Raw genomic sequence first — 21477 nt, 5'->3', positions numbered from 1 at the left:
CGAGGTCATGTCCGGGCTCATGCTCGCGATGCTCACGTCGATGATCTCGACCTCGGTGGTGGGCACGGCACTGCCGACGATCGTGGGGGAGCTCGGCGGTCAGGATCAGTACTCATGGGTCGCCTCGGCGACCATGCTGACGATGACGGTGTCCACACCGTTGTGGGGCAAGCTGTCCGACCTGTTCGGTCGCAAGCTGCTCTTCCAGACCGCGTTGGGGCTGTTCGTCGCGGCTTCGCTGGTGGCTGGACTCTCGCAGGACATGGGCCAGCTCATCGGGGCGCGGGCCGTGCAGGGTCTCGGTGTGGGTGGTCTGTCGGCTCTGTCGCAGGTGATCCTCGGGGACATCGTCTCGCCCCGCGAGCGCGGCCGGTACTCCGGCTACATGGGGGCCGTCTTCGGCATCTCCACGGTCGCGGGACCGCTGCTCGGCGGCTTCATCGTGGACGCCGACTGGCTCGGCTGGCGCTGGTGCTTCTACGTGGTCGTCCCCTTCGCCATCGTTGCCTTCCTGGTGATCCAGAAGGTGCTCAAGCTGCCGGCGGTCAAGCGGAACACCTCGATCGACGTCTGGGGCGCGACGACGATCACCGCCGCCGCGAGCGCGCTCATGTTGCTGCTGACGCTGGGCGGCAACGAGTTCGAGTGGAACTCGTTCTGGACGTACGCCCTGTCCGCGTTCGGGCTGCTCATGCTGGCCCTGGCGGTGTTGTCGGAGCGGACCGCGCGCAACCCGATCCTGCCGCCCCGGCTGTTCCGCAACCGCACGTTCGTGCTGACCAGCGCGGCCTCGCTGTTCGTCGGCATGGCGATGTTCGGCGCGATGATCTACCTGCCGCAGTACCTGCAGATCGTCAAGGGGCTCAGCCCGACCAACTCCGGGTTGATGACGCTGCCCATGGTGGTGGCGCTGTTCGTGTCCGGCGTGATCTCCGGCAAGATCGTCACCCAGACCGGCCGGTGGAAGATCTTCCCGGTCGCCGGCCTGCTCATCGTGGCCCTCGGGTTGTTCCTGCTGTCCCGTCTGCACGTGGACTCCAGCCAGTGGCTCATCGGGCTCGACGTGGCGGTCCTGGGCGTCGGGCTCGGCCTGTCCATGCAGATGCTCATCCTGGCCGCCCAGAACGGCTCCGAGCTGCGTGACATGGCTTCGACCACGTCCGGCGTGTCGTTCTTCCGCTCGCTGGGCGGCGCCGTCGGCGTGGCCGCGTTCGGCGCGATCCTGACGAGCCGGCTCAAGGACGAGATGGCGAGCATGCTCGCGGCGGCCGGCATCTCGGTGCCCGGCGGCTCGGAGGTCAAGCTCGGCAGCCCGGCCGCCATCCAGCAGCTCCCCACGCCGATCAAGAACATCGTGCTGGAGTCGTTCACGCGGGGCCTGGAGACCGTGTTCATGGTCGGCGTGCCCATCGCCGTGCTCGGCTTCGTGGCCGCGCTCTTCCTCAAGGAGCTGCCCCTGCGCGGCTCCACGACGACGCCCGCACCCGTGGCCGCGCCGCTCAACAAGGACGACCTGGTCCTGGCCGGACTGCTGCTGGAGCTCATCGCCCAGCGCATCGAGCGGGCCAACGGCGAACGCTCCGCGCTGCTCACCGCGGTCGCCGGCATGGCGCCGCCCGACGATCGCACCGAGCGCGAGCGCGCCAGGTCGGTCGCCCAGGACGTGTTGCGGCCCACCTCGCGCGCCTTGATCGCGCAGGCCACACCCCCGCAGAAGGACCTCGTAACAGGAGGAATCTCATAATGATTCGCAAGTTTGTGGGCGCCGTCGCGGCAGCCCTGGCCGTTCTGGCCGGGTTGTGGCTGACGATCGCGCCCTTCGCCCTCGGCACCCAGCCGGAGGACGCCGACTGGACGAATGCCACCCAGTCCGAGTTCTTCACCGGCTTGGCCGTGGTGGTCGTCGGCCTGATCGGCGCGATCAGCTTCGCGCTGGCCATCTATGAAGACCTGGTCGTACGCGAGCTGGTGGTCGTCAAGCCACGCCGGGCCGAGCCCGAACCCGAGCCCGAGCCCGTGCCGGTCGCGCCGCAGGCGTCGTCCGCCGAGCTGGCGACGTTGCTGGCCCCGCTGGTCGAGGCGCTGCGTGAGGACATGAACAAGGCCGGCCGCAGTGGCGAGCACCGCCAGAACGGCAAGACCGCCCTGGTCGGAGTGGAGGACAACTGATGAAGGCCAAGCTGGGTGTTTCCGCGCTGATCCTGCTGTTCGCCGGCGGTCTGTGGCTGATCGCCGCCCCCTTCGCGGTCGGCTACCAGCCGAGGGGCGGAACGTACGTGGACGCCACGTTGAACGACCTGTGGCTCGGCGGCGCGCTCTCCGCGCTCTCGTTCGCCGCACTGGTGGTCTACGCCGCCGACGCCCTGCGCGAGCTGGCTCGCCGCGGCAAGCACGCCGACAACTAACGCGAGCGATGCCGTGTTCGGCGGTGACACAGAGCCGGGCTGGGAGCCGCTCGCGGGCAGGCTCCCAGCAGGACGGTTCGAAATCGGTAAGGACGGCGCCGGCCTGCTCGTAGTGGGTTTCGACGGATCGGGCCCGAGCCGCAACGCGCTCGCGTACGCGGCCGGGCTGGCCCGCAGGGACCACGCGGCGCTGCTCATCGCCTTCGTGGAGTCGCTCAACAGCGCCTCCCTGTGGTTCTTCGCCGGGTCCCCGATCATTCCCGACTCGGCGGCCGACCTCACCGATGACCTGCGGGACGAGCTGCGGGGCGCGGGAGTGCCGTGGCGGTTCGTCAGCGTGCGCGGTGACACCGCCCGGGAGCTGGAGACGCTGGCCAGCGCCCACATGGCCGACGCCATCGTGGTGGGCCGCTCGCGGTCCACGTGGCTCGGCTCGGTGGCGGCCAGCCTGGCGAAACGGTCTCACCGTACGGTGCTGATCGTCCCCTGATCGTCCCCGACCTCGCGCCGCACCGCGCGATAGCCTGCTGACCAGGTGAGACGTCGCATATGGTGGCCAGATGAAACGAGCTGCTGCCATGGCGTTCGTGGTGCTCGCGTCTGTTTCGTGCGGCGCGGGAGATCCGGTCTCCTCGGCCCCGCCCGCGCAGGAGCCCGTGACGTCCGCTCCCATGGGTGACACGCCCGAGCCGACGGCGCCCGCCTCGCCGGCGCCGAGCGCCACGGCGCCGCCGGCGTTCCAGGCCAAGGTGTCGAAGGTCTCCCGAGACCGGCTGCCGTACTCCTGGCAGACCGGGTGCCCGGTGCACTACCGGGATCTGCGGCTGGTCACGCTGACGTACTGGGGCTTCGACAACAAGGCGCACACCGGTGAGCTCGTCGTGCGCAAGACGGTGACCGACGACATCGTGACCGTGTTCAGGAGACTGTACGGCTGGCGGTGGCCGATTTACCAGATGAAGCTGGTTGACGCGTTCAAGGCCGACGACTTCGACTCGATCGACGCCAACAATACCTCGGCCTTCAACTGCCGCCGGGCGACCGGGTCCAGCAATTGGTCCAATCACGCCTATGGCCAAGCAATCGACATAAACCCCCGCGAAAACCCATATGTCACCGCAAGCGGCAGCACAGCACACCAAAACGCCAAAAAGTTCACTAAGCGCCCAATGAAGGGAAAAGGTGTTATCAATCCAGGTGACAAGGTTGTCAAGGCGTTCGCCGCGGTCGGCTGGGAGTGGGGCGGCTACTGGTCCGGCACCAAGGACTTCCAGCACTTCTCCAAGGGCGGCGGATGAGCGGCGCGCGCGAGGACTGAGAGAATCACCCCATGGTGGCTAAGGACGGTGACGGCTGGGCCGAGTGCGCCCAAGGCCACAGGCACTGGGGGCTGCACGGCGCCTCCGGGCTCCTCGTCGTCCATCATGACGACCTCGGCGTCCCGTACGTGCTCATGCAGAAACGCTCCTGGTGGAGCCACCACGGCAACACGTGGGGGCTGCCCGGCGGCGCCCGGGACAGCCACGAGGACGCCGTCGCCAGCGCGCTGCGCGAGGCTCACGAGGAGGCGGCGCTCCAGGGCGAGATGTTGCGCGTGCAGGGCGTCTACCTCGACGACCACGGCGGATGGACGTTCGAGACGGTGATCGCCGAGTCGGCCGAGCGGGTGGCCGCCGCGCCGGCCAACGGCGAGAGCACCGAGCTGCGCTGGCTGGCGCTGCCCGAGATCGCCGACCGGAAGTTGCATCCGGGCTTCGCCGCGACGTGGAGCGAGATCCAGGAGACGATCAAGCCGGAGACGATCGTGCTCGACGTGGCCAACATCGTCGGCGCGCAGGCCGAGCACGGCTGGTGGAACGATCGGCTCGGGGCGGCGACCCGGCTGCTCGACGCCGTCTCGAAGCTCCGGCTGACGCATCCGGTGTTGTCGCAGTGGTTCCCGCGGGTGGTGGCCGTCGTGGAGGGCGCCGCCAGGACCGCGCCGGCCGTGCCCGGGATCCAGGTGGTCGCGGCCACCGGGAGCGGCGACGACGCGATCGTCGACGCGGTGCGGCAAGCCCGGCCGTGGGAGCGCGTGGTGGTCGTCACCGCGGACCGGGGCCTGAAGGAGCGGGTGGGCGAGCTGGGAGCCGAGACCGCCGGCCCGAAGTGGCTCCTGGGCCAGCTCGGCGGATGAGCGCCCAGGTCGCGCGGCTGAAAGCTCAGCGACCGGGACCGGAACGCCCGCAGCTTGAAGCTCAGCGACCGGAGGCCGGCGCGCCCGAAGCTCGAAGCTCGATGTTCAGCGACCGGAGGCCGACGGGCCCGAGGTTAGAGTTCGGCGGGCTGGACGCTGTCGAAGGCCGGTTTGAGGCCCGTCACGTCGAGCACGCGTTGCAGCACCCCGTGCACGCCGACCAGGCGTAACGATCCGGCGTGCGCGGCCACCCGGCGCTGGTGCTCCACCAGCACCCACAACCCGCTGGAATCACAGAACTCCAGCTCGGTCGCATCGACGACGACCTCCACCCGCCCTTCGCCGAACAGCTTCACCAGACACTCTTTGAGCAGCGGCGCCGTCAGCTTGTCGAGGTCGCCGTCCAGGCGCACGCGCGTGCTCGCCGGACCGCGCTCCGCCTCGACGTTGAGATCCGCCACCTCCTGAACGTACACCCCCGTCATCACAGCCGCTATCGTGGTTTCCGCACGGGAGGGTTCGCATAGTGGACGAGTGCAGCCGCCTTGAAAGCGGCCAGGTCAGCGATGGCCTCGTGGGTTCGAATCCCACACCCTCCGCTCACTCGCGGATGCCCGCGAAGCCGTCGCCCACGCAGGCGGCGAGCTGGAGATAAGCATCCCGGGTCGGCTCCTGCAGCCGGTCCAGGTCGATCTCCGCGCCCTCCTCCAGATGCGGGTCGTACGGCACCCGGATCACCGCGCGGCACCTGGCGGCGAAGTGGGCCTCCAGCTTCTTGATGTCGACCGCCGACTTCGACCGCGGCCGCACGCTGCACAGCACCACGGTGGCGTTCTTCACCAGGTCGCCGTAGTGATGCGCCTCCAGCCAGTCGAGCGTCGCCGAGGCCGCCCTGGCGCCGTCCACCGAGGGTGAGCTGACCAGCACGATCTGGTCGGCGAGACCCAGCACGCCGCCCATGGCGGAGTGGAGCAGGCCGGTGCCGCAGTCGGTGATGCAGATGGAGTAGAAGTTCTCCAGCACCTGGGAGACGTCCTGGTAGTCGGAGCCGCTGAACGCCTCGGACACCGCGGGATCGCGGTCGGAGGCCAGCACTTCGAGCCGCGAGGGCGCCTGCGAGGTGAACGCCCTGATGTCGACGTAGCGCCTGACCTGGTCGCGCTCGTTGAGCAGGTCGCGCACGGTGGCCGAGGTCTCCAGGACGAGCTTGTCGGACAGGGTGCCTCTGTCGGGGTTGGCGTCCACGGCGATGACGCGGTCGCCGCGCGTCGCGGCCAGGGTGGCGCCGAGGCCGACCGTGGTCGTGGTCTTGCCCACGCCGCCCTTCAGGCTCAGCACGGCGACGCGGTGGTGCCCGGCGGTCACGGGGGTGCGGGCCCTGCTCAGCAGTCCGCGGCGGCGGCGTACCTCTGGGGGCTCGCCCGGCTTGATCCAGCCTCCCGACGCCTTGTACACCATCCGGCGCCAGCCCTTGGAGGGCGCGTTACGCCTTCCGCGCAGCAGGAACTCCGGGTCGAGGCTGTCGGCGGTCGGCTTGCCGGTGACCGGCGGCCTGGGCGGGGCGGTGAACACGGGGATGGGGGCGGGACGGCGGCGGCGCTCAGGGGGCGGCGGGATCTCGCGCTCCGCCGGGCGCCATTCGGGCTGCTCCGTCCGCTGAGGGCGCTCGTGGGCGCGCTGTGTCCACTGGGGGCGCTCGTGGGGGGACTCGGTCCACTGGGGGCGCTCGTGAGCCGGCTCGGTCCACTGGGGACGCTCGTCGGGGGTGGCGCTCCGGGGGTGCTCCTCGGGCTCCGGCTCCGGGTCACTCCACTGAGGCGGCTCGTTCCTGGGCAGGGTTTCCGGATCTCCCCAGAGCGGACGGTCAGTGCTCGTGCCAAGAGCGGGAGTGGCGGACGCGGCGGGCTCGGCGGGTTCGGCGGGCTCCCTGGGTTCGGGGGACTCGGTGAAAGCCCACTGCGGGCGCTCGCCGGCCGCGATCGAGTCCCACTGCGGGCGGTCGATGCTGGGGACGGTGTCCGAAACCCATTGCGGACGTTCGCCGCTCGGCAGCGCGTCCGAAACCCACTGCGGGCGCTCGTTCCGCGGCTGCGTGTCCGCCCACCCGTCCCGCTGCTCCTCCTGAGGAGGCTCCTCCTCCGTGGGCTCCTTGACCGCCTCGGGCTCGTCGGCCGTCGCCGGCTCAGCGGCGGGCAGGTCGACGGAGCGCAACCACGGCTGCTTCACGGCCTCCGGCTCCTGCGGGAGCTCCTCCGGCTCCTCCGGCCGCTCCTCCGGCTGGAGTCCCGGCTGGTGCTCCGACTGCTGCTCCGGCTGTGCGGGCGGGGTGAACGAGAGCGTGTGGTGGGTCTCGGTGTCGTCGGGACGCGGCAGCGGCTTCAGCGGAGCCAGGAACGGGTCCTCCACGGGGGCCGTCGGCGGCTCCTCCTTCGTGGCGGCCCCGGACTCGCCGAGCCACTCAGCGGCCTCGCTCTCCCGCTCGGGGAGCTCCTCGGCGCCGTACACGGAGTCGGCGGCGGCGCGGAACAGCGGCGGCGGCGGCGTGTCGTGCTGAGTGGGCACCAGCAGCCAGGGGTCCTGAGGGTACGGCGAAGCGATCGGATCGTCGGCAGCGGCCGCCGCCGACGCGCCGACGGAGACGGGGGTCTCCTCCGTCTCCTTGATCGCGTCAAGCCAGGCGAGCTGTTCCTCAAGCGATTCTTCTCGATCGTGTCTTGCCACCGTGTTCCCCCTCGGGTGGGTCTAAAGGGGCAGCAAATACCTTGCAGGTTAACGCCCTGGGCAACCGGGGATCCCGCCAACCCACAACTTCTTTGCCCGGCTACCGTGGTTCGCATGCGAGCCATCGAGATCGCCCGGCCGGGCGGACCAGAGGTGCTGGAGTGGCGCGAGGCGCCGGAACCGCAGGTCGGACGCGGTGACGTGCTCATCGACGTGGCCGCCTCGGCGGTCAACCGTGCTGACGTCCTGCAACGTCAGGGAGCGTACGAGCCGCCTCCGGGCGCGCCCCCCTACCCGGGGCTGGAGGTCGCCGGCGTGGTCGCGGCGGTGGGCGCGGACGTCGAGCAGTTCAAGGTGGGGGACGAGGTCTGCGCGCTGCTCGCCGGCGGTGGTTACGCCGAGCGCGTAGCCGCTCCGTGGCAGCAGGTCATGCCGGTGCCCGAGGGAGTGTCGCTGCGGGAGGCCGCGGGGCTGCCCGAGGTGGCCTGCACGGTCTGGTCCAACGTGTTCATGGTCGGGCGGCTGCGCAGGGGCGAGACGCTGCTGGTGCACGGCGGAGCCAGCGGCATCGGGACGTTCGCGGTGCAGCTCGCCAAGGCGCTCGGCTCGTACGTGGTCACGACGGTCGGCTCGGCGGCCAAGGGCGAGCGCGTCAAGGAGCTGGGCGCCGACGAGGTCATCAACTACCGCGAGGAGGACTTCTCCGACAAGACGCAGGCCGACGTCATCCTCGACATCATGGGCGCGAAGTACCTTCAGGGCAACGTCAAGGTGCTCCGCACCGGTGGCCGGCTGGTCGTCATCGGGCTGCAGGGCGGCCGCAAGGCCGAGCTCGATCTCGGCGCCCTGCTCGCCAAGCGCGCCTCCGTGCACGCCACCGCGCTCCGCTCGCGTTCCGTGGACGACAAGGGCGTCATCGTACGCAGCGTCGTGGACAACGTGTGGCCGCTGGTCAGCGCGGGAGCGGTGCGCCCCGTGGTGTACGCGGAAGTGCCGATGCAGGAAGCCGCCGAAGCACATCGAATGTTGGATTCAGGGGACCACGTCGGCAAGATCCTGCTAGTACGGTGAGTGTTATGAATGCTGAGGACAACAACACCCCCCACATCGTGGTGGTGGGCCCCGACTTCCAAGGTCAGGGCGATAGCGGCGAAGAGGACCGCTCGGTGACCAACCTGGTCGAGCAGCCCGCGAAGGTGATGCGCATCGGCAGCATGATCAGGCAGCTCCTTGAGGAGGTGCGCGCGGCTCCGCTCGACGAGGCCAGCCGCAAGCGCTTGAAGGAGATCCACGAGTCCTCCATCAAGGAGCTTGAGGACGGCCTGGCGCCCGAGCTGGTCGACGAGCTGGAGCGCCTGTCGCTGCCGTTCACCGACGAGAACGGCACGCCGCCGAGCGAGGCCGAGCTGCGCATCGCGCACGCTCAGCTCGTCGGCTGGCTCGAAGGGTTGTTCCACGGCATCCAGACCACGCTGTTCGCGCAGCAGATGGCCGCGCGTGCCCAGCTTGAGCAGATGCGCAGGGCGCTTCCCGGTGTGCCGGGAGACGACCAGCCGCAGCGGCCGCACGGCTCGGGCCCCTACCTGTAGTGGCGCAAGCGCCTACTGCGACCGGCCGCTGGACGCGACCACCCGCGGTGGCGCATCGCGCCTGCTGCGATAAACCGCTGGACGCGGTCATTCGCAGCGGCGCCTGCTGTGGATAACCGCCGGCCGCGGTCATCCATAGAGTTCTTCGATGACTTGGGCGACGCCGTCGTCGTCATTGGAAGCGGTCACGTGATCGACCGCCGCCAGCACGGTGGGATGCGCGTTGGCGACCGCGTACGACGTGCCTGCCCAGCTCAGCATGGGCAGGTCGTTCGGCATGTCACCGAACGCGACCACCTGCGAAGGTTTGACCTCGTGCTGCCCGGCGAACGCCGCCAGGGCCGTCGCCTTCGTCACGCCCTGTGCGCTCATCTCGATCAGCCCCCGGCCGCTGGAGTGAGTGGGGGTCACCAAATGACCCACCAGCTCATGCACGGTCGCCTGTAGCTCGTCCGGGTTCATGCCCGGATGCAAGGCCAGCAACTTGGCGCATGGGCGCGCACTCACCGACTCCACCCGTACCGCTCTCCCGGCCTTGTCCAAGCCGCCGATCGGGAAATCCGACTCATGCGCAAATCCGGATTCATACTCGACCGAAAATACGAGGTCGGACACGTTCGCTCTTAGCTGAGCGACGACTTCCCCGAGTACGTCCGCAGCGATGAGGTGAGATTCCACTATCCGTTCGGTATGAAGATCGTAGATCAGGGCTCCGTTTGCACAGATGGCGACGCCGCGGTGACGTACGGCACCGGCCACTCCGCCCATCCAGCGGGGCGGACGACCTGTGACGAACACCAGCACGGACCCGGATTCCTCGACTTTGGCGAAGGCGGAGACCGTGCGGGGAGACACGGTTCCGTCGGTGCGCAGGGCGGTACCGTCGAGGTCGGTGGCCACTAGGCGCGGTGCGGGAAGGCTCTGCATAACACGTTCCAGTTTGCCCGGTGATGCCGTCTGACAGAAATCTTCGTTGGGACGGGAACACGTAAGCGCCAGAATGGTGTTAGATGGCATGGCGTTGTATTAGCTGATCCCGTAGTGAAAACCAGCATGACTTTGTCTGAGCCACCCCGGGTGCTTGCTGTATACGACACACCGGGATCCACGAGGTGTGGTTCCCATAGATTCACATCCTGAGGGAGAGCTTTTATGGCTCAGGGAACCGTCAAGTGGTTCAACGCCGAGAAGGGCTTCGGCTTCATCGCGCCGGACGGCGGTGCGCCGGACGTGTTCGTGCACTTCTCCGAGATCGTCGGCAACGGCTACCGCAGCCTTGAAGACGGCCAGCGGGTCGAGTTCGAGATCACGCAGGGCCAGAAGGGGCCGCAGGCCTCTCAGGTCCGAGCCATCTGACCTGTAGCAGCGAGATAGACCGGGGTCCGCATTCCAGCGGGCCTCGGTCTTTTGCTTGTGTCGGGTTGGTCACGGATGCGACAACCCTTGAACCACAGGGCCCTCCCATCCATCGACCTGTATATGAAGTCCGCGTGGTCATGTCACCCGGCTACCATCGCCGGGGCGATCCTGCTCCTGGTCAACGATCACCTGCTCAAGCAGGTCTGGCCCGGGTTCCTCACGGGCAAGCTCAGTGACGTCGCCGGGCTCGTCGTGGCTCCCGCGCTGCTGGCACTGCTGTTCTGGCGGCGGGCCGACCTGGCCGCCATCCTGCTCACCGGAGCCCTCTTCACGCTCGTGAAGACCACGGAGACGGGCGCCGAGATCGCTTCCCATGCCTGGACCCTCGTGGCGGGCCCTTCGCGCGTCCTGGCGGATCCCACGGACCTCCTGGCCCTGCCGGCGCTGGCGCTGGCGTGGTGGGTCCGCCGGCGCAGCCTCCACGAGCGCTCCCCCCGCTGGCGGATCATCGCCACGATGCCGCTGGCCGTGCTCGCCGTGACCGCCACCGCGGCCGCTCCCGCGCCCCCCTACGCCGACGCCGTGGAGGTGAACGAGAGCGGCGGCCGGATCACCGTCCACTCGGCCGACGTGACGGCGTGGTCCTCGGAAGACGGCGGGCGCACCTGGTCGCGGGGAGGCGACCACGAGGGCCAGGTCATCCGCAGCGCCCAGTGCGTGCCCTGGCAGGTCGCGCGGTGCTACCGCGTCACCGACGGCCGGCTGGGCGTGGAGCAGTCGGACGACGGCGGCACCACCTGGGAGCCGTCATGGGCGCCGTCCGCGGACGACCTGCGCCGTCTGGGCAGGCGGTACGAGGATCAGGCCGCCCTGCGTTCCGTCGCCCTGGCCGTGCAGAAGCAGCCGGACGGGCACATCGTGGTCGTCGCGAACGGCCTGGACGGCATCCTGATCCGCGACCCGTCCGGAACGTGGCGGCGCGTGGGCTGGCCGGGCGAGGATCCCGCCGAAGCGGTGGACGTCAGCCCCGAGCTGAACGTGGCGCTGGGCCTGGCGGCGTGCCTGCTGTTCGGCAGCATCGGCGCGGGGCTGCGGCGGCACCAGCGCGCCTACCTCTGGTTCGCCGGGGTGGGCAGCGGTGGCGTCTACCTCATCCTGCTCGGATGGGACAGGTTGTGGGCCGACGGGCCGCAACTGCTCCTGCTGGGCGGGCTGATGACCGTGGTGGGCGTGGTGGTGTGCCTGGCCCTGATGTTCGCCGGCCGGGCGAGACCGGCGCCCGTGGCCGTCGGGATCCTGGGCGCGCCGGTGCTCTTCGCCGGTGTTTTCACGCCCTTCTACGGCTGGTCGATGGGCGTGCCGGGGCCCTACTGGCTCGCCGTCGCCCTGGCCGCGCTCATGGCCGTCCTGGTGGTCGGGGCGAGCGCCGCCCTCATCAGGAGAGACGCCCGCCACGCGCACACCTATCTCTTCGACGGCTCCAGCACGTCGAGCCCCACGTAGGGGCGCAGCGCCTCGGGAACCACCACAGAGCCGTCGGCCTGCTGGTGGTTCTCCAGGATGGCCACGATCCAGCGGGTCGTGGCCAAAGTGCCGTTGAGCGTGGCCACGTGCTGCGGCTTGCCGTCCTTGTCGCGGAAGCGGACGGCGAGCCTGCGGGCCTGGAACTGCGTGCAGTTGGAGGTCGAGGTCAGCTCGCGGTAGCGGCCCTGGGTGGGAATCCACGCCTCGCAGTCGAACTTGCGGGCGGCCGACATCCCGAGGTCGCCCGCCGCCGTGTCGATGACGCGGTAGGGGACCTCGATCTTGGCCAGCATCTCCCTCTCCCACGCGAGCAGGCGCAGATGCTCCTCGTGCGCCTCCTCCGGGCGTACGTAGGAGAACATCTCGACCTTGTCGAACTGGTGGACCCGGATGATGCCCCTGGTGTCCTTGCCGTACGAGCCCGCCTCACGACGGAAGCACGACGACCAGCCCGCGTAGCGCAGCGGCAGCTCGTCGCCGCCGAGGATCTCCTGCCCGTGGTAGCCGGCCATGGCCACCTCCGAGGTGCCGACCAGGTAGAGGTCGTCGTCGGGGAGGCGGTAGATCTCCTTGTCGTGGGCCACGTGGAAGCCGGTGCCCTGCATGGTCTCCGGCTTGACGAGCACCGGCGTGATCATCGGCGTGAACCCCGCCTCGATCGCCTGCTGCATGGCCATGTTGAGCAGGCCGAGCTGCAGGCGGGCGCCGACGCCCTTGAGGAAGAAGAAGCGGGAGCCGGACACCTTGGCGCCCCGCTCCATGTCGATCGCGTTGAGCGCCTCGCCCAGCTCAAGGTGGTCCTTGGGCTCGAAGTCGAACACCCGCGGCTCGCCGTGGGTCTCCAGCACCACGTAGTCGTCCTCGCCGCCCGCCGGGGCGCCCTCCTCGACGATGTTGGGCACCGTCTGCAGGAGCTCGTCCAGCTCGGCGGCCAGCTTTTCCGCCTCCGTCTCGGCGGTCTTGACCTGGCTTGACAGGTCCTTGGCCCGCTGGAGCAGCGCGGCCTTCTCCTCGCCCTGCGCCTTGGAGACCGACTTGCCCAGACTCTTTTGCTCGGCGCGCAGCGACTCGAACGAGGTGAGCGCGGATCGGCGGCGCTCGTCGAGGTCGAGCAGCGTGTCGACGACGGAGTCGTCCTCACCGCGGGCACGCTGCGACGCCCGTAGCCGGTCGGGATCCTCACGAAGGGTACGCAGGTCAATCACAAAGAAAGGCTACCGGCGGATGGAGGCGTTCCGCCCCCGGATTACCGGGCACCGCCGACCGCCTTCAGGCCAGGCCGGCCCGCACCCTCGCGAGCCAGTCGCCCGCCTCGGCGAACTCGGCGTCGGCTGTGCCCCGCTTGATCAGCGGCGCGACACCGTCGGCCCGCGGATAGCTCCCCAGGAAGCGCACTTCGCCGCAGATGCGATGCAGCCCGGAGATGGCCTCCCCGACACGGGCGTCGGCTACGTGCCCCTCGAAGTCGAAGTGGAAGAAGTAGCGCCCGATGCCGTCACCGGTCGGCCGCGACTCGATGCGCGTCAGGTTGACCCCGCGCACGGAGAACTCGGTCAGCATCTCCAGCAGCGCGCCTGGATGGTCGTCAGCGAGGAACACGACGAGCGTGGTGCGATCGGACCCGGTCGGCTCCGGCAGCGGCCCGGGACGGCTCACCCTGATGAACCTGGTCACGGTGTCGGACCTGTCGCCGATGTCGCCGGCCAGCTCCACCAGCCCGTAGTGCTCGCCGGCGATGCGGGCGGCGATGGCGGCGTCGTACGGGGAGCCCGGCAGCGACACCTCCTGAGCAGCCGCCGCCGTCGAGGGCGCGGACACCACGACCGCGTCGGGCAGCTCTCGGGAGATGAAGGCGCGGCACTGGGTGATGGCGGCCGGATGCGTGTAGACCCGCTTGATGTGGGGGATCTCGGTGTCGGGCCTGGCCAGCAACGAGAACTGCACGGGCAGCAGCAGCTCGGCGGTGATCAGCAACGGATCGCCCCAGGCGAACTCGTCGAGCGTCGTGGTGATCGCGCCCTCGATCGAGTTTTCCAGCGGCACCACGGCACCGTCGGCGTCACCCGCGCGAGCGGCGTTGAGCGCGGCGCTCACAGTGGCGCAGGGCAGGCGCTCCGCAGTCGGGTCAAGGAGCCGCAGGGCCTCTTCGGTGAAGGTCCCTTCCGGTCCGAGATAGGCGAGTCTGGGCATGCTTCCAGGGTATCCGCAGGTGGACGTAGCACGCGGTCTTTCGGCCAAGCGCATGCGCCGAGCAGCACCATCCTGCCCCTCGCCACACGCTTGACGCTGGACATGCCAATTCGGTCACAGCAGTCCAGACGCCTTGGATGCGATGAGAGGCCCGATGCCCAGCCTGGCCGCGCGTACCGCCTCTTCCTCCTCAGGAGACAACGGCTGCTGCCCCTTCCCACCCACCACGGGCCGCACGTATGTCCGCGTCTCGCTCCGCCCGTTGATCGAAGTCAGCACGATGCCGTCCCCCAACCCGTTGATCATCGCCACGGAGAACGACAACCGCCCGGTCATCTCCGAGAGGGCGTCGTACCGGCAGACGGCCACGTCCCTGATGGCCTTGAGGTCGCCCATGCCCTCGCTCGTCTGTCTGGCGAGCATCCGCTGAGCGTCCTCCACCGTGGCTCTGGCCTGCCGGAGTGCCAGATATCCGATGAATACGCCACTGACCCCGGCGACGACGCCCACGATGACCCATGTCGTAACGAGCACGGCACAGAGGGTAATGGTTCGATCAGGCGAGCTTCCGCCGTTTCGGCAACCAGGACACCAACAACCACAACAAAGCCAGCGCTCCCAGCCCGAACCCGTTCTGCACGATCTTTCCGAGCACGACGCTGACCCCGGGTATGTTCGCGGCCTTCAGCGAGACCCCCCACCAGGGGATCGGCACCACGTAGTACAGCCACACCCCCGCCGCCACCCACACCCTGACCCGATCGCGCCCATCGCCCACGATCGCCCCGAGCACCACGACGACCCAGGCCAGGTGGTGGATCCAGGCGACAGGCGAGAGCAGCACCGCCATCAGGCCGACGAGTGCGACCGCGGTGACCGGATCGTCCGCCTTGTACGCGTCGCGCGCACCCCGGAACCCGTACCAGCCCACCACGGCCACGATCACGATCCAGATCGCGGAGGTCAGCAGATCGGGCATGTACAGGCGGATCAGCATGCCGCGGACCGACTGGTTGGTGGTGGCGGCGTTCGCGCCGAGCCGTTCGGGATCGAGCAGCGCGCTGAACCAGAAATCGGCCGCGTCCTGCGGGATCACCGCGAACGGCAACAACGTGAGCACCGCCGCCGCGAACGCCGCCATGAAGAACGTCCGCCACTGCCTGGTGACCAGCAGATAGATCAGGAACACCCCGGGCGTCAGCTTGACCGCCGTGGCCAGCCCGATCAGGAACCCCCGAGGCCACCACGGCCGCTTCACCACGCAGTCGGCCAGGCAGAGCGCGACCAGCAGGATGTCCACCTGCCCGAAACGCACCTGGTCCCGGATCGGCATCAGGTACGTACAGGCCACCATGAGCACCGCGAAGACCCACGGCGCGTACTTCCGCAAGGTCGTCCAGAGCACCGGCCGGAACGACAACGCCACGGTCACGGCCAACGTGACGAAGATCCCGGCCGTCCACGCCCACTGGGCCGTCTCCCAGGACATCTTGGCCAGGACCACGGCCAGCATGGCCGCGATGGGCGGATACGTGAACGGCAGCAACTGCGGCGCCGGCGTGAAGTAGTCGTACACCGGCCGCCCATCGAGGAGCATCTGCCCGCCGGTACGGTAAACGTCCAGGTCGACCAGCCGTTGATCGTCCGCATTGGTGAGCCACAGGTGAACCAACGGCGCCACGGCCGCCACGACGACGAGGGCCGCGACCCCCCACGCCCACCACTGCCGCCGTATCACCTGGACCTCGCCACTTGTCACGATGTGGCAGGTTACCGTGGCTGTTGTTGATCGAGGGGCACACACCGGGAGTCCGTACATGCCGAACGCCACACCGTACCCGCCTCCTGGCCGGTACGGGGAGCGCCCTGAGCACGGCGAGAGCCTCCGGAACGAGCGGCACCACGCCCACGAAAAGCCCCCTCGCTCCCCGAGCAGCCGAACGGCCATGCGCACCCTTACCGTCCTTCTCCTGAGCTGTGTGGCCTTCATCACCACCGTCCTGGCTCCGGCGGCAGCCAGGGCCACGCAGACGGAAGCGGCGCAGGGGCGGGTAGCCCTCATCGGCGTGCCCGGCCTGGAGTGGAGCGATCTGGAGCAATCTCGAACTCCCCATCTCTGGCGACTGGTCAGCCAAGGCGCCTCAGCCTCGCTCTCGACACGAGCCGTACCACCCCCGAATCGCGGCACCACCTGCCCCGCAGCCGGCTGGCTGACCCTCTCAGCAGGCCAACGAGCCGGTACGGGCGGCAAGGGCTGCACCCCACCCCCCGCTCCCCGACCCACAGGCGGCCAGGGGGCGACGATCCCCACCTGGCCGGCCCTGACCTCCTACCAGTCCGAAACCGGCTACGACGCCCGGCTCGGCACCTTGGGCCAACTGGTGACGGACGCGGGTGGCAAGGTCGCGGCCATCGGCCCTGGAGCCGCACTCGCCGGAGCCGATAAGTCCGGAAATATCGCCACCTATGCCCCCACGCTCGACGGCCTCGACGACCTCTCCCCGTACAACCTGATCGTCTTCGAGGTGGCGGACCTCGCGAACGCCTGGATGCACCGGCCCCCCGACGAGCAGGGTGTCCCGGCCCCTCTGCCCACCGCGACCCGCCAGGCAGCCGTCACGCAGGCCGACCAGCGGATCGGCGCCCTGGTCGGCAAGTTGCCGGCCGGCACGACCATCCTGCTGGCAGGCGTTTCCGACGTCACGCCGAACGCCCACCTCCACGTAGCCATAGCCAGCGGCCCGTCGCCGAACGGCCAGCCGTACCAGCGTGGCTTCCTCACCGCCACCTCCACCCGCCAGGACGCCCTGGTCGCCATCACCGACCTCACGGCCACCACCATCCAGCTCCTCGGCCTGCGCGCCCCACGCGAGGTCGTCGGCCGCCCTTGGCAGCCTGACGGCCCCGCCCCGGCCACCCCGGCCGACACGGTGACGGAACTCGCGGACGGAGACCTCGCCAGCCAGATCCTCCGGGAGGTACGCGGTCCGTTCTTCACCGTCCTCGTCACCGTCCAGCTCCTCTTCTACGCCTGGGCCGCCCTCGCCCTCCGCCACCGTTCCCGCCGCCGCACCCACGCCCTCGACCCGACCCCCTCCCCCGAGACCCACCCCAGCGCGACCCAGGCCGACACCTCAGCCCAAGACCGTCCCGATACAACCGACGCCGCAGCCCAAAGCCACCCCGACCCGACCAGCCACGCGCCCCAAAACCATCCCGACACAACCGGTACCGCACCCCAAAGCCACCCCGACCCGACCAGCCACGCGCCCCAAAACCATCCCGACGTAAGTGGTGCTGCAGCCGAAAGCCACCCCGACACAATGAGCCACACGGCCCAAATCCGCCCCGACGTAACTGGTGCCGTCGCTGCCGCCGATCGGCGGCACACGTCTGGTCAGGGCTCCATGGCCATCGATCTGGCGAGCGCCTCAAAGCTGCTGAAGGCCGTGCAGATCGTGGCGGTGGCCAGCGGGGCCATTCCCGTCTCCACGTTCCTGGCGCAGCTGGTGCCGTGGTGGACCCTGCCGGTGCCGATGTTGTCGGTGATCGTGACGATCCTCGGCATCGCCGGCCTGATCACCGCCGTGGCATTCGCCGGTCCGTGGCGTGCTCATGTGCTGGGCCCCTTGACGGTGGTCGCCTCCATCACCTCCCTCGCGCTGCTCATCGACGTCATGACGGGCTCCAAGCTGCAGGTGAACGCCGTGACCGGGTATGAGCCCGTGACCGGGGGGCGCTTCTACGGGTTCAGCAACATCGCCTTCGCCGTCTACTCCACCGGCACCGTTCTCGGGCTGGCCGGGGTGGCTCAGTGGCTGCTCGGCAGGGGTTTGTCCAGGGTCGTGGTCGTCACGGTGTGCGCGTTGTACGGGGGGTTCGCGGTCTTCGCGGATGGGTGGCCTTCGTGGGGCGCCGACTTCGGCGGTGTGCCGGCTTTCGTGGTGGGTCTAGCCGTCTTTCTCATCCTGCTTTCGGGCAGGCGCGTGTCGATCCTGAGGCTCTTGTTCGTTGCTTTGCTAGGGGCCGTGCTGGTGGGCGCCCTTTCGGTGTTCGACTGGCTGCGTCCCGACGATCAGCGGACCCACCTGGGCAACTTCGTACAGCAGATCATCGACGGGCAGGCGTGGACCGTGGTCGCCCGCAAGTTCGGTGCCATGATCGGCGTAACCGTCGGCAACTGGTCACTGACCCTCCTTTCCCTGGTCGCGCTGTCCTTTCTGTTCCTGGTGCTCGCCCGCCCCTCGCGCTGGGGCGCCTCCGCGCTCGGCCAGGCCTACCACCTGGCTCCGACGCTCAGGGCGGGCTTGTTCGGCGCCCTCACGTGTGCCTTCGTCGGCTTCCTCATGAACGACTCGGGCATCGCCATCCCCGCTATGGCGCTAACGGTGGCGGTGCCGCTGACGCTGGCTGCCTGTGTCCGCGCCCTGCAGCTCGCCACGCCCACAGAACCAGAGCCGCCGTCAGAGCCAGCAGGACCCACGCGAGCTGAGGCCTGACCACGGTCCTGAGCCATTCGAGGTCCGCAGGCTGGCGATCCACCCGCGCGGGCAGATAGGCGAGCGACAGGACCAGCAGGTGCGCGACCACGAACTGATCCACGGCGGAGGCGGTCACCAGCGCCAGCAGCCCGAGCGCGAGCCCGTCGTACCAGGGCAGGATGTAAGGGGTGGCGAACAGATATGCCACCACCAGCGCGGTGGCCACGACCGGCGCCTCCAAGCCGCCCGCCGTCGCCGATCCCTGCGATCCCTGCGATCCCTGCGATCCGATCGTGTCGTTCCGCGCCTGCAGAGCTCCGGTACGGCTCGCGGCCAGGCGGAGCAGAGACCAGGCCACCAGCACGAGGATCAGCACTGAGCCGATCTGGATTTCCGCCCGGTAGGCGCTGCCGGTGCCGACCACGGACTGGAACCAGCCCTGGACGAGCTTCCAGAACGAGGCGTGCGAGATCGACTTGCTGGTGCGCGTCACCGGAGTGATCGCCTCTGGCCCTGCGATCGCGTACCCGATGATCACGACCGCCAGGGCGGTCACCGCCACGAGGGCCAGGCGGGCTGGGCGGCGACGTAGCTCCCAGGCCGGCCCCAGGGCCACGAGGCCGGCGTTGATCTTGATCGCCACGCCGAGGCCGAGCAGGAAGCCGGAGCCCATGGGACGGCCTCTGGCCAGGAGTGCTGCGACCATGCAGGCAATGGCGAGGGTGTCCACGTGCAGACCTGCCACGAGGTGGTAGAGCAGGAGCGGGTTGGCCGTCCAGAGCAGCGCCGCTCGAAGGCGCCTGGCCGGGTCATCCCTGGTGAACCGATCGATCAGGAGGCCTGTCGCGATGAAGGCGGCGGCGTTGAAGAGGGCCAGCATGAAGATGGTCAGCCGGAGGGAGTCTCCGCCGATCCAGCTCGCCGTTGCTTGCAGGGCCGTGGCCACCGGGCCGTAGACGCTCGGCTCCTCACGCCACGGCTTCTCGACGGCGTCGGCGATCGGGTCGCCGGGCAGGTCGATCGCGCCATGGGTATACGGGCTGAGGCCCAGGGTCACCATGCGGCCGTAAGCCGCGTAGTTGAGGTGGTCACCAGAACCTGAGGGTGGCAGGAACGCGAGAATCGCGGCGGCCGCGCAACCGACGAGCACCAGGAGCCGGGCGCTGGGCAGGGTGAAGGCGACCCCTCCAGGGGTCCGGGCCAGGAGTCTTGGGCCTCGGCCCGTGCCGGACCCGCTGCCGGGTGGAGTGGCGCCGGCATCGCCTGTGGTCTGCGCCGCCGGGTCCGTCGTGGCTGTCGTGGCTGGGGCGCGGAGCATGGTCAGCGCGATGAGGAGGCCGAGGGCGCCGAGGAGGAGCGAGGCCGCGGCGAGGGCGATCACCAGATGCTCGTCGGGGTGGGCGTCGAACGAGTAAGGCGGGTGCCAGGCGGGGCCGCTCAAGGCGGGGATCATCGGTGAAGGGCCCAGCAGGCCGATGATGATCGTCAGCAGGATCGAGGCGCCGATCGCCGTCGTGGCCAGCCTGGGGAGCCAGCCTCGTGCCTTTTGCTGCCGCGTCTGCGAAGTCACCGGGAAATTCCAGCACACTCGCGAAGGAGTTTCGGCTGGATGGTGGCTTCCTGTGGATGAAGGGACGCGAGACACGCTTCCTGTGGATAACGTCTTCCTGCGGTGCGGGTGGCCTGCACAGGCGATCTCGCTTCTCGAGATCACATGATGGGGCTTGCTCACTGAGGGTGGGAGCTATCGCGCTATGTGCTCGGCTTTCGGCTCCCCCGCCGCTGCAACGGCCGGTTCTTTCGCGCTACGTGATCACTCTCGGCCTCCCCGCCGCTGCGGAGGCCGGTTCTTTCGCGCTACGTGCTCGTTGTCGGCTCCCCCGCTCCGGCGGGAGCCGTGTCTCTTGCGCTGCATGCTCGCTTTCGGCCCCCGCTCAGGCGAAGGCCGGGTCTCTTGTGGCGAACCAGCACTGATTCACGTGAATCAGTGCGATCACATGGATTTGCGCTTATCAGCGAACCAGTGCGGATCAGCCTGAACCAGCCGTCCACAGCAAGCCCGGCACAAGACCGGGCCGGCCGCTGGGCGGCCCGGCGGGGAAGCGGGGCATGGACCTGGGCGTCCGTATCCGCGTTGACGGGCGGTCACACCTGTTGCCGGCCGGAGGTGGGACGGATCTTTCGGGGTACGAAGGCCGCCCCAGACGTGGGGATGCGGGCGACCTCGTTCATGGTGGGCGAACCCACACCGTCGGCACGGCGCATGGCGGCATGGAGGCATGGGCGTGACGGTCAACGGGTGGGGCGCAGTTTGTTGAGGTTCTGGACGATGAAGGGCTCCCGGGTGGCCAGTGCGCGTGCCACGTCCCGCAGTTGTCTCGCGCGGTGAAGCTGCGCCCGCCAGTCCGTTCCGGTGGCCCGGTGCGCCATCTCCACCTCGACCTCGGCGATCCGGTACCCCTTGCGCAACAGGTCGATCGTCAGCGCCGTCTCCACGCCGAACCCATGCGCCAGCGGCTGCGCCGCCTCGAAGGCGGCTCTGGTGAGGCAGCGTTGGCCGTTGAGCGGCTGGGCCGGGTCGAAGCCGGTGGCCCGGCGGATTCCCTCTTTCGACAGGCGTACGACTAAGCCGTGGCCGCCGAGTTTGACCCTGGTCGTGAACACGGCGATGGTCATGTCGGCTTCGGCCGCGCGTACGGGCTCGATGAGGGGCGCTGCGGCTTGGGCCGTCTCGCCCAGGTCGGCGTCGAGGAAGAGGAGGTGGCGAGGAGCGGCGTCCTCTTCGTCCAGAATGCGGACTGCCTCCGCGCCGGTCTCCATCGCGGCGGCCTTGCCCCTGTTACGGCTGTGCCGCACCACTCGGGCACCGGCCGCGCGTGCCACCCTGCCCGTCTGGTCCATGGAGCCGTCGTCCACGACCACGACCAGGTCCACGCCCGGCAGAGCCGCGGCTGCCGTGACGGTGTCCGCGATCCTGTCGGCTTCGTTGGCGGCCGGGATGATGACCGCGGTGTCACCGCTCATCGGGCCGT

Annotated in this window: 19 protein-coding genes, 1 tRNA gene and 1 pseudogene; 12 read left to right on the top strand and 9 right to left on the bottom strand. The window is 69.3% G+C overall.

All coding sequences use genetic code 11. The features are described from left to right. Positions 1-7: 7 nt before the first annotated feature. The 6 genes from ACWD0F_RS29215 (at position 8) to ACWD0F_RS29190 (ending at position 4581) form a co-directional block, all read left to right on the top strand. Positions 8-1744 (top strand): MDR family MFS transporter, encoded by a 1737-nt coding sequence (locus ACWD0F_RS29215; protein ID WP_449880842.1) that lies wholly within the window; start codon positions 8-10, stop codon positions 1742-1744. Then, entirely contained in the window at positions 1744-2169 is a 426-nt protein-coding gene (locus ACWD0F_RS29210; protein ID WP_449880841.1) for a hypothetical protein, read from the top strand. The genes ACWD0F_RS29215 and ACWD0F_RS29210 overlap by 1 nt, the downstream gene beginning before the upstream one ends. Then, positions 2169-2405, top strand: coding sequence for a hypothetical protein (locus ACWD0F_RS29205; protein ID WP_449880839.1), 237 nt, complete (start codon positions 2169-2171; stop codon positions 2403-2405). The genes ACWD0F_RS29210 and ACWD0F_RS29205 overlap by 1 nt, the downstream gene beginning before the upstream one ends. Before the next feature lie 112 nt (positions 2406-2517). Further along, positions 2518-2895: a universal stress protein gene (locus tag ACWD0F_RS29200; protein ID WP_449880837.1), complete on the top strand. Its 378-nt coding sequence runs from the start codon at positions 2518-2520 to the stop codon at positions 2893-2895. Positions 2896-2983: 88 nt separating this feature from the next. Further along, a complete protein-coding gene (locus tag ACWD0F_RS29195) occupies positions 2984-3703 on the top strand; it encodes a M15 family metallopeptidase (RefSeq protein WP_449880835.1) in 720 nt (239 codons plus the stop codon). Between the two features lie 32 nt (positions 3704-3735). Then, entirely contained in the window at positions 3736-4581 is an 846-nt protein-coding gene (locus ACWD0F_RS29190; protein WP_449880834.1) for an NUDIX domain-containing protein, read from the top strand. A 134-nt stretch (positions 4582-4715) separates the two neighbouring features. Here ACWD0F_RS29190 and ACWD0F_RS29185 read toward each other — a convergent pair whose 3' ends face one another. After that, positions 4716-5066 carry an STAS domain-containing protein gene (locus tag ACWD0F_RS29185; RefSeq protein ID WP_449881153.1) on the bottom strand — a complete coding sequence of 117 codons (351 nt, stop codon included), beginning with the start codon at positions 5064-5066 and terminating at the stop codon, positions 4716-4718. 27 nt (positions 5067-5093) lie between these two features. Here ACWD0F_RS29185 and ACWD0F_RS29180 point away from each other — a divergent pair. After that, positions 5094-5180: transfer RNA gene (locus tag ACWD0F_RS29180), tRNA-Ser, on the top strand. 1 nt (position 5181) lies between these two features. On the opposite strand, the gene ACWD0F_RS29175 is transcribed toward ACWD0F_RS29180, so the two are convergent. Continuing rightward, positions 5182-7302: a nucleotide-binding protein gene (locus tag ACWD0F_RS29175; protein WP_449880832.1), complete on the bottom strand. Its 2121-nt coding sequence runs from the start codon at positions 7300-7302 to the stop codon at positions 5182-5184. A 114-nt stretch (positions 7303-7416) separates the two neighbouring features. Here ACWD0F_RS29175 and ACWD0F_RS29170 point away from each other — a divergent pair, with 114 nt between their 5' ends. Together ACWD0F_RS29170 and ACWD0F_RS29165 are read left to right on the top strand one after the other, a co-directional pair. Then, positions 7417-8373 carry an NAD(P)H-quinone oxidoreductase gene (locus tag ACWD0F_RS29170; RefSeq protein ID WP_449880830.1) on the top strand — a complete coding sequence of 319 codons (957 nt, stop codon included), beginning with the start codon at positions 7417-7419 and terminating at the stop codon, positions 8371-8373. 5 nt (positions 8374-8378) lie between these two features. Further along, positions 8379-8891 carry a bacterial proteasome activator family protein gene (locus ACWD0F_RS29165; protein ID WP_449880828.1) on the top strand — a complete coding sequence of 171 codons (513 nt, stop codon included), beginning with the start codon at positions 8379-8381 and terminating at the stop codon, positions 8889-8891. A 129-nt stretch (positions 8892-9020) separates the two neighbouring features. On the opposite strand, the gene ACWD0F_RS29160 is transcribed toward ACWD0F_RS29165, so the two are convergent. After that, positions 9021-9791, bottom strand: a complete 771-nt coding sequence (locus ACWD0F_RS29160; protein WP_449880826.1) for an HAD family hydrolase — start codon at positions 9789-9791, stop codon at positions 9021-9023. Positions 9792-10043: 252 nt separating this feature from the next. Between ACWD0F_RS29160 and ACWD0F_RS29155 the strand changes: the two genes are divergently transcribed. Both ACWD0F_RS29155 and ACWD0F_RS29150 read left to right on the top strand, forming a co-directional pair. Further along, the gene (locus tag ACWD0F_RS29155) at positions 10044-10247 is read left to right on the top strand and encodes a cold-shock protein (protein ID WP_043619750.1); all 204 of its coding nucleotides are present in this window, start codon (positions 10044-10046) and stop codon (positions 10245-10247) included. Positions 10248-10370: 123 nt separating this feature from the next. Further along, complete coding sequence (locus ACWD0F_RS29150) at positions 10371-11753, top strand: hypothetical protein (RefSeq protein WP_449880824.1); 1383 nt, start codon at positions 10371-10373, stop codon at positions 11751-11753. Here ACWD0F_RS29150 and serS read toward each other — a convergent pair. The 4 genes from serS to ACWD0F_RS29130 all read right to left on the bottom strand — a co-directional run bounded on the left by serS (position 11714) and on the right by ACWD0F_RS29130 (position 15723). After that, a complete protein-coding gene (gene serS / locus ACWD0F_RS29145) occupies positions 11714-12979 on the bottom strand; it encodes a serine--tRNA ligase (protein ID WP_449880822.1) in 1266 nt (421 codons plus the stop codon). The genes ACWD0F_RS29150 and serS overlap by 40 nt on opposite strands. A 64-nt stretch (positions 12980-13043) precedes the next feature. Beyond that, entirely contained in the window at positions 13044-13964 is a 921-nt protein-coding gene (gene pheA / locus ACWD0F_RS29140; protein ID WP_449880820.1) for a prephenate dehydratase, read from the bottom strand. Between the two features lie 114 nt (positions 13965-14078). After that, the gene (locus tag ACWD0F_RS29135; protein WP_449880818.1) at positions 14079-14498 is read right to left on the bottom strand and encodes a DUF4446 family protein; all 420 of its coding nucleotides are present in this window, start codon (positions 14496-14498) and stop codon (positions 14079-14081) included. Between the two features lie 22 nt (positions 14499-14520). Beyond that, positions 14521-15723 carry a glycosyltransferase 87 family protein gene (locus ACWD0F_RS29130; RefSeq protein WP_449880816.1) on the bottom strand — a complete coding sequence of 401 codons (1203 nt, stop codon included), beginning with the start codon at positions 15721-15723 and terminating at the stop codon, positions 14521-14523. 220 nt (positions 15724-15943) lie between these two features. On the opposite strand from ACWD0F_RS29130, the gene ACWD0F_RS29125 reads away from it, so the two are divergent. After that, positions 15944-18463 (top strand): hypothetical protein, encoded by a 2520-nt coding sequence (locus tag ACWD0F_RS29125; protein ID WP_449880815.1) that lies wholly within the window; start codon positions 15944-15946, stop codon positions 18461-18463. Between the two features lie 307 nt (positions 18464-18770). On the opposite strand, the pseudogene mptB reads toward ACWD0F_RS29125, so the two are convergent. Both mptB and ACWD0F_RS29115 read right to left on the bottom strand, forming a co-directional pair. Further along, positions 18771-19763, bottom strand: a pseudogene (mptB, locus tag ACWD0F_RS29120) (polyprenol phosphomannose-dependent alpha 1,6 mannosyltransferase MptB); the annotation flags it as partial. Between the two features lie 974 nt (positions 19764-20737). Next, positions 20738-21469: a glycosyltransferase family 2 protein gene (locus tag ACWD0F_RS29115; protein ID WP_449880813.1), complete on the bottom strand. Its 732-nt coding sequence runs from the start codon at positions 21467-21469 to the stop codon at positions 20738-20740. Positions 21470-21477 lie beyond the last annotated feature (8 nt).

The organism is Nonomuraea sp. NPDC002799 (assembly GCF_053592075.1).
This window is presented reverse-complemented; position numbering and strand designations above follow the sequence as displayed.

Coding starts and splice junctions, on each gene's coding strand:
- ACWD0F_RS29215 (WP_449880842.1), top strand. CDS start 8: ATGTCCGGGCTCATGCTCGCGATGCTCACGTCGATGATCTCGACCTCG.
- ACWD0F_RS29210 (WP_449880841.1), top strand. CDS start 1,744: ATGATTCGCAAGTTTGTGGGCGCCGTCGCGGCAGCCCTGGCCGTTCTG.
- ACWD0F_RS29205 (WP_449880839.1), top strand. CDS start 2,169: ATGAAGGCCAAGCTGGGTGTTTCCGCGCTGATCCTGCTGTTCGCCGGC.
- ACWD0F_RS29195 (WP_449880835.1), top strand. CDS start 2,984: ATGGCGTTCGTGGTGCTCGCGTCTGTTTCGTGCGGCGCGGGAGATCCG.
- ACWD0F_RS29190 (WP_449880834.1), top strand. CDS start 3,736: ATGGTGGCTAAGGACGGTGACGGCTGGGCCGAGTGCGCCCAAGGCCAC.
- ACWD0F_RS29185 (WP_449881153.1), bottom strand. CDS start 5,066: ATGACGGGGGTGTACGTTCAGGAGGTGGCGGATCTCAACGTCGAGGCG.
- ACWD0F_RS29170 (WP_449880830.1), top strand. CDS start 7,417: ATGCGAGCCATCGAGATCGCCCGGCCGGGCGGACCAGAGGTGCTGGAG.
- ACWD0F_RS29165 (WP_449880828.1), top strand. CDS start 8,379: ATGAATGCTGAGGACAACAACACCCCCCACATCGTGGTGGTGGGCCCC.
- ACWD0F_RS29155 (WP_043619750.1), top strand. CDS start 10,044: ATGGCTCAGGGAACCGTCAAGTGGTTCAACGCCGAGAAGGGCTTCGGC.
- ACWD0F_RS29150 (WP_449880824.1), top strand. CDS start 10,371: ATGAAGTCCGCGTGGTCATGTCACCCGGCTACCATCGCCGGGGCGATC.
- pheA (WP_449880820.1), bottom strand. CDS start 13,964: ATGCCCAGACTCGCCTATCTCGGACCGGAAGGGACCTTCACCGAAGAG.
- ACWD0F_RS29115 (WP_449880813.1), bottom strand. CDS start 21,469: ATGAGCGGTGACACCGCGGTCATCATCCCGGCCGCCAACGAAGCCGAC.